The following is a 6207-nucleotide window of genomic DNA, read 5'->3' as shown; positions in this document are numbered from 1 at the left end:
CCCGACGGCGGGGAGGCCGTGCACGACGTGACGGACGGGGACCTCGTGGCGGCGGCCGTGCGGGCGGCACGCGCGCTGGCACCGGCGCCGTGAACGGCGCCGTGACCGGCGCCGCCACCGGCGTCGTGCCGTGGCTCGAGCGCCACCAGGTCGCCCTCTACCTCGCCGCGATCGCCGTCGGCGCCGGCATCGGGCTCACGGTCCCCGGCGCCCATCACCTCGAAGCCGCCATCGAGCCGGTGCTCGCGCTGCTGCTGTTCGCGACCTTCCTCGGCGTCCCATTCGCCGCCATGGGACGCGCGCTCCGCGACGTCCGGTTCCTGGCCGCGGTCGCGGTGGCGGACTTCGTCGTCGTGCCGCTGATCGCGTACGGCCTGTCCCGGTTCGTGGCCGACGACCCCGCGCTGCTGTTCGGGGTGCTCCTGGTGCTGCTGACCCCGTGCATCGACTACGTCATCGTCTTCGCCGGGCTCGCCGGCGGCGCCGCCGACCGGCTCCTCGCCGCGGCGCCGCTGCTCATGCTCGCCCAGATCCTCCTCCTGCCGGCGTACCTGCTCCTGTTCATCGGCCCGGAGGGCGTCGCCGTGGTGGAGGTCGGGCCGTTCGCCCGCGCGTTCGTGGTGCTCATCGTCCTCCCGCTGACCGCGGCGGCGATCGTGCAGGGCATCGCCCGCCGTGGCCACCGGACGGGACGTGTCATCGAACGGTCGATGCTCGCGGCGATGGTCCCGCTCATGATGGCCACGCTCCTCACCGTCGTCGCGTCCCAGGCGGCCGCCGTCGGCGCCGCGGCCGGCCGGCTGCTGATCCTGGTCCCGATCTACGTCGGGTTCCTCCTCCTCGCGACCCTCGTCGGCATCGGCCTGGGACGGCTGTTCCGGCTCGACGTGCCGGCGACGCGGGCGCTCGTGTTCAGCGGAGCGACCCGCAACTCCCTCGTCGTGCTGCCGCTCGCCCTGGCTCTGCCGGCGTCTCTCGCGCTGGCCCCGGTGGTCGTCGTCACCCAGACCCTCGTCGAGCTCGTCGGCATGGTGGTCCTCGTCCGGGTGATGCCGCGCCTCGTCCCGTCGACCGTCGCCGGGGATCCGCGCGACGCCGTCGGCTGAGCCGGCTCGCGGTTCCGCCCCGCACGCCGCCGCGCAGCCGCCGCCGCGCGGACGACGATGCGGCCGGCGCCGTGGAGGTGCCGGCCGCGTCGTGCCGTGATGTCCCTGTCGGACGCGGGACCGCGAGGTCCCCGCGGGCGAGGTCAGTAGGCGGCCCGGGGCGGCCGCGCGTCGTACACGGACCACCGGACGGACCTCGCCGGGTCGATCGCTCCCTTCGAGCCGATGAAGTGGAGCCCGTCCGTGCACTCGCCGTCGCCGTAGCTGAACGCCTCGTACGACTGGCCCTGCCGCAGCAGGATCCTGTTGACCACGTAGCCGTTCGTGAGCCGCGTGGCGTCGAGGCCCGCGCCGACGATCAGGGGCACGCAGACGCTGTTGCTCCCGCCGTCCGTGACCAGGACGGAGAGGACGTCGCTGGACGCCCCGGTGTGGCGGGTCTGGATGTCGATGGACCTCAGCGCGCCGCTGGCGTCGGCGGGGCGGTGCCGGCGGCGAGGAGGGCTCCGCTGATGAGGAGCGTGGCGACGACGGCGCCGCGGCTGGTCCTGCGGGGATGGATCCTGGGCATGGCTCTCTCCTGTCGGAAGGGGGGTGGCGCGGGGAGGGACGGTGCTCGCGCGAGCCGATCGCGGGGGATCGCGCGGCACAGGAGTCTGCGCCGACACGACGGCACGTCCGGCACGATGTCCCCAGCCGGCGGGCCGGAGCGCCGGGCCGGGCCGTCGCCCGCGGCCGCACCCTGCGAGGGTGGGAGCATGCCCGCACCCGGATCCGCCCCGCACGACCCTGCACGCGACCCCGCCCACGACCCCGCCCACGCGCTCGACCTCGAGCGGATGCTCGCGGGCGTCGCGGAGGAGGACGGCGGCGCGGTCGACGACAGCATCCCGCAGCTGGCCGACGCGGATCCCGGGCTCGCGGGCATCGCGCTCGTCACGCCCGACGGCCGCACGCACCGCGCCGGGGACAGCACGCACCCGTTCTCCGTCCAGTCGGCGGTGAAGCCGTTCCTGTTCGCCCTGGCGCTCGCCGACACCGACGGGGACGCGCTCGACGCGGTCGGCATCGAGCCGACGGGCGAGGCGTTCGACGCGATCAAGCTGGAGAGCGGCACCGGCCGTCCGCCGAACCCGATGGTCAACGCGGGCGCGATCCTCACGGCGAGCCTCGTCCGCGGGTCGTCCCTGGCGGAGCGCTCGGAGCGGATCCTCGCGGGCCTCGGCGCGTTCGCGGGCCGCCGCCTCGAGGTCGACGAGGAGGTCGCGGAGTCCGAGCGCCTCCTCGGCGACCGCAACCACGCGCTCGCGCACCTGATGCGCTCGGAGGGCACGCTGCACGTGACGGCCGACGAGGGCGTCGCCGCGTACGCCCGCGCGTGCGCCGTGCTCGTCTCGGCCGAGACGCTGGCGGCGATGGGCGCGACGCTCGCGTGCGGCGGCCGGAACCCGCTGACGGGCTCGCGCGTGGTCTCCGAGCGCGTCGCGCGCGACGTCGTCTCCGTGATGGCGACCTGCGGCGTCTACGACGGGTCCGGCCGGTGGATGCGGCGGGTGGGCGTGCCCGCCAAGTCGAGCGTGTCCGGCGCCCTCGTGCTCGCGGCGCCGGGTCGGCTGGGGGCCGCGGTCTTCAGCCCGCCCCTCGACGACCAGGGCACCAGCGTGCGCGGCGCGCGGCTCGCGCAGGGCCTCGCGGACGCCCTGGGCCTGCATGCGTTCGGCGCGGTCCGCCCCGAGGGTTGACACGTCAACCACTCTGCGAGATGGTGGACACGTCAACCACCGCGTCGGGCTCCCGGCGCGCGACCGACCGGGAGGATCCGCCATGACCGCCACCGAGGCCACCGCCGGGGCCGCTCCCGGGCGACCCGCGATCATCGACCCGACGCGGTTCGAGATCGGCCTGGACTCGTTCGGCGAGCTCGCGACCGACGGCGACCGGGTCCTCGGCGACGCCGAGACCGTGCGCCTGCTCGTGGAGGAGGCGCAGCTCGCGGAGGCCGTGGGCCTCGACGTCTTCAGCGTCGGCGAGCACTACCGGGCGGGCAACGTCGACTCGGCCACGCCGGTCCTCCTCGCCGCGGTAGCGCAGGCCACCTCGACCATCCGGCTCGGCACGTCCGTCACGGTGCTGTCGACGCAGGACCCCGTCCGTCTCTACCAGGAGTTCGCGACGGTCGACGCGATCTCCGGCGGGCGCACCCAGGTCGTGCTCGGCCGCGCATCCGCCACCGAGTCCTTCCCGCTGTTCGGCTACGACATCGCGCAGTACGAGGAGCTGTTCGAGGAGAAGCTGGAGCTCTTCGTTCGGCTCATGCGCGAGGAGCGCGTCACCTGGTCCGGCCGGCACCGCCCGCCGCTGGACGACGTGCGCCTGCAGCCGCGGATGCCCGAGGGCGGCATCCCCGCCTGGATCGGCATCGGCGGCAGCCCCGACTCCGTGGTGCGCGCGGCCCGCTACGGCCTGCCGCTCATGATGGCGATCATCGGCGGGCGCCCGGAGCGCTTCGCCGGCCACGCGGCGCTGTACCTCCGCGCCCTCGCGCAGGCCGGCCACGCCGAGCTGCCCATCGGCCAGCACTCGCTCGGCCTCGTCGCCGACACCGACGAGGAGGCCCGCGAGCTGTACTGGCGCCACTGGGAGCCGGTCGTCACGCGGATGAGCGAGGAGCGCGGCTTCTACGCGCCCACCCGCGAGCGGTACACGGAGGAGACGGTCACCGGATCCCTCTTCGTCGGCTCGCCCGACACCGTCGCGCGCCGCATCGCGTGGATCGCGCGCGAGAACCACCTCTCCCGGTTCGACCTCAAGTACGACCTCCTGCACATGCCGCGGCAGGCGCGCGAGCGCAGCATCCGCCTGCTCGGCGAGGAGGTCGCGCCGCGCGTGCGCGAGCTGCTCGCCGCCGACCCCGGGGGCGCGCGGCTCGCGGGCCGCCCGCCGGCGCGCATCACCGCGGACGGCGGACCCGTGCACGCCTGAGCCCGACCGGGGTCGGCGACGCCCCGGTACCCTGGATCCACCGAGGAGGACGACCGTGCACGAGACGCCCGCAGCCCCGCGCCGCCGGCGCTCGCCGACCCCGGCGGAGCTGCACGTGTGGCGCGAGTACCTCGAGACGGCCGAGGCCGTGCGCCGCACCCTGGCGTCGGACTTCCAGTCGACCTCCGGCATCTCCACGGGCGACTACGGCGTGATGCTGGCGCTCAGCGAGGCGCCGGAGCACCGGCTCCGCTCGTCCGACCTCGCCGACGTCGTCGGCTGGGAGCGCAGCAGGCTGTCGCACCACCTCCGCCGCATGGAGGAGCGGGGCCTCATCCGCCGCGACCGGGACGCCTCCGACAGCCGCGGCGCGTGGATCACCCTGACCGCCGAGGGCGCCACCGTCTTCCGCAGCTCCTCCTCCTCGCACCTGCGCCTCGTCCGCGAGGTGTTCATCGACGCGCTCGACCCCGAGGAGCTCGAGGCGGCGCGCGTCGTCGCGGCGGCCCTCCGCCGGCACGCCGCCGCACGGGCCGCGTCCGATCCGCCGGCTCCCTGACCGCCGAGCGCCCCTGACCTCTGGCGGCACCGGTCCGTTGGCAGCCCCTCGCGCGTGCCGGCTCCGCCTACCCGTCGCCCTCCCGACGCTCGCGGGCACGCTCGGCCGCATCGGCCATGGCCTCCGCGTGCGCGGTCTTCGCGGCCCCGAGGGCCTGGTCGTCGTCCCGGAGGATGGCGACGCCCTCCGCGACCTGGGCCGTGAACGCGCGCAGCGAGTCGGTGGGGGTGGGCGCGAAGTCCTCGTGCTCGTCACCGTCGCCCGCCAGCTCCTCGGGGAGGCGCCGCAGCTCGGCCGATCCCGCGTCCTCGGCGCGCCGCGCGGCGTGCTCGACGCAGAGGCGGGCGACCTCGTCGGCGTGCGCGTGCATCACCGAGTGCGCCGCCCCGGGGATCTCCCACAGCCGGGCCCGCGGCAGCAGCCGTCCCATCTCCTTCACCCAGGCGCGCGGGGCGACGGCGTCGTGCTCCCCGCGGATGACGAGCGTGCTGGCCCGGATGCGGGGGAGGCGGTCCTCGATCCGGTACCGCATCATCTTCGGCAGCACCCGGAGGAACCAGCGCACCCCGCAGACCAGGTAGGCGCGGATCGCGAGCACCTTGATGCGCGACGGCTCGTGCAGCGTCGACTGCAGGAACCGCACCGCGGCCCGCGGGATGGTGCGCTCCCGCGGGTACACGACCGGGCCGATGAGCACCAGCGTGCTGAGCCCGGGCCGCCGGGAGGCGAGGTCCGCCACCACCTGCGTGCCCATCGAGTGGCCGACGAGCACCGGGTCGTCGAGGCCGAGCCCGTCGATCGCGGCGCCCACCAGGTCGGCGTACTCGCTGATCTCGAGGGCGCGACCCGGGTGCGCGACGCCCGCGAAGCCCGGCAGGTCGAGGGCGTGCACCGGGCCGTGGTCGTTGAGCACGGGGGCGAGGCGCTCGAAGTAGTCGGACGAGACGCCGATGCCGGGGACGAGCACGAAGGGGCGGTCGCCGTCGGTGCCGATGGTGCTGATCCGCACGGCGAGGCCGTCGCGGACGACGCGCGTGACGGTGACGCGCGTGTCGGAGCGGTCGCGCGGTCGGGGAGCCGGACGGCGGCCCGCCGGTCGGGCGGCGTGCGGGCGGTGGGCCATGCGGGCTCCTCGGGGTGGACGGCGCGCGGATCCGCGAGGCGTCCACGCTAGGGCACCGCGCCTCGGGGGACGCCGTGCGGGGGCCGGGCGGACAGGCAGGCCGGGGCGCGAGCATCACCGTTGCCGACATATTCCCACCGTGGGTATGCTCCGACCATGACCGAGACCGCCTTCTGGATCCTCACCGCGCTCGCCGCGGGCCGTCGCCACGGCTACGCCGTCCTCGCCGACGTCGCCCGGCTGAGCGACGGCGCCGTGACGCTGCGCGTGACGACGCTCTACGCATCGCTCGACCGCCTGGTGCGCGAGGGCCGGATCCGCGCGTCCGGCGAGGAGGTCGTCGACGGCCGCGCGCGCCGGTACTACGAGATCACCGACGCCGGCCGCGGCGAGCTCGAGGCCGAGGCCGACCGCCTCGACGCGCGCGCCCGGGCGGT

Annotated in this window: 7 protein-coding genes; 5 read left to right on the top strand and 2 right to left on the bottom strand. The window is 75.7% G+C overall.

All coding sequences use genetic code 11. From position 1 onward, the window contains the following. Positions 1-101: 101 nt before the first annotated feature. On the top strand, positions 102-1106 hold the full coding sequence (locus Q6969_RS11965) for a bile acid:sodium symporter (RefSeq protein WP_317230642.1): 1005 nt from the start codon (positions 102-104) through the stop codon (positions 1104-1106). 143 nt (positions 1107-1249) lie between these two features. On the opposite strand, the gene Q6969_RS11960 is transcribed toward Q6969_RS11965, so the two are convergent. Continuing rightward, on the bottom strand, positions 1250-1474 hold the full coding sequence (locus Q6969_RS11960; RefSeq protein WP_317230641.1) for a hypothetical protein: 225 nt from the start codon (positions 1472-1474) through the stop codon (positions 1250-1252). Between the two features lie 390 nt (positions 1475-1864). Here Q6969_RS11960 and glsA point away from each other — a divergent pair, with 390 nt between their 5' ends. The 3 genes from glsA (at position 1865) to Q6969_RS11945 (ending at position 4647) form a co-directional block, all read left to right on the top strand. Then, complete coding sequence (gene glsA / locus Q6969_RS11955) at positions 1865-2848, top strand: glutaminase A (RefSeq protein WP_317230640.1); 984 nt, start codon at positions 1865-1867, stop codon at positions 2846-2848. Positions 2849-2930: 82 nt separating this feature from the next. After that, positions 2931-4088 carry an LLM class flavin-dependent oxidoreductase gene (locus tag Q6969_RS11950; RefSeq protein WP_317230639.1) on the top strand — a complete coding sequence of 386 codons (1158 nt, stop codon included), beginning with the start codon at positions 2931-2933 and terminating at the stop codon, positions 4086-4088. A 55-nt stretch (positions 4089-4143) separates the two neighbouring features. Next, complete coding sequence (locus tag Q6969_RS11945) at positions 4144-4647, top strand: MarR family transcriptional regulator (RefSeq protein ID WP_317230638.1); 504 nt, start codon at positions 4144-4146, stop codon at positions 4645-4647. Between the two features lie 67 nt (positions 4648-4714). On the opposite strand, the gene Q6969_RS11940 is transcribed toward Q6969_RS11945, so the two are convergent. Then, positions 4715-5770 (bottom strand): alpha/beta hydrolase, encoded by a 1056-nt coding sequence (locus Q6969_RS11940; protein WP_317230637.1) that lies wholly within the window; start codon positions 5768-5770, stop codon positions 4715-4717. Positions 5771-5926: 156 nt separating this feature from the next. Between Q6969_RS11940 and Q6969_RS11935 the strand changes: the two genes are divergently transcribed. Then, on the top strand, positions 5927-6207 hold a 281-nt coding region (locus Q6969_RS11935; RefSeq protein ID WP_317230636.1), incomplete at its 3' end, for a PadR family transcriptional regulator.

Source organism: Clavibacter sp. MX14-G9D (assembly GCF_032917815.1).
Taxonomy (GTDB): Bacteria; Actinomycetota; Actinomycetes; order Actinomycetales; family Microbacteriaceae; genus Clavibacter; species Clavibacter michiganensis_K.
This window is presented reverse-complemented; position numbering and strand designations above follow the sequence as displayed.

Excerpts from the sequence above, each read along its gene's own strand:
- glsA (WP_317230640.1), top strand. The coding sequence starts at position 1,865 with ATGCCCGCACCCGGATCCGCCCCGCACGACCCTGCACGCGACCCCGCC.
- Q6969_RS11950 (WP_317230639.1), top strand. The coding sequence starts at position 2,931 with ATGACCGCCACCGAGGCCACCGCCGGGGCCGCTCCCGGGCGACCCGCG.
- Q6969_RS11940 (WP_317230637.1), bottom strand. The coding sequence starts at position 5,770 with ATGGCCCACCGCCCGCACGCCGCCCGACCGGCGGGCCGCCGTCCGGCT.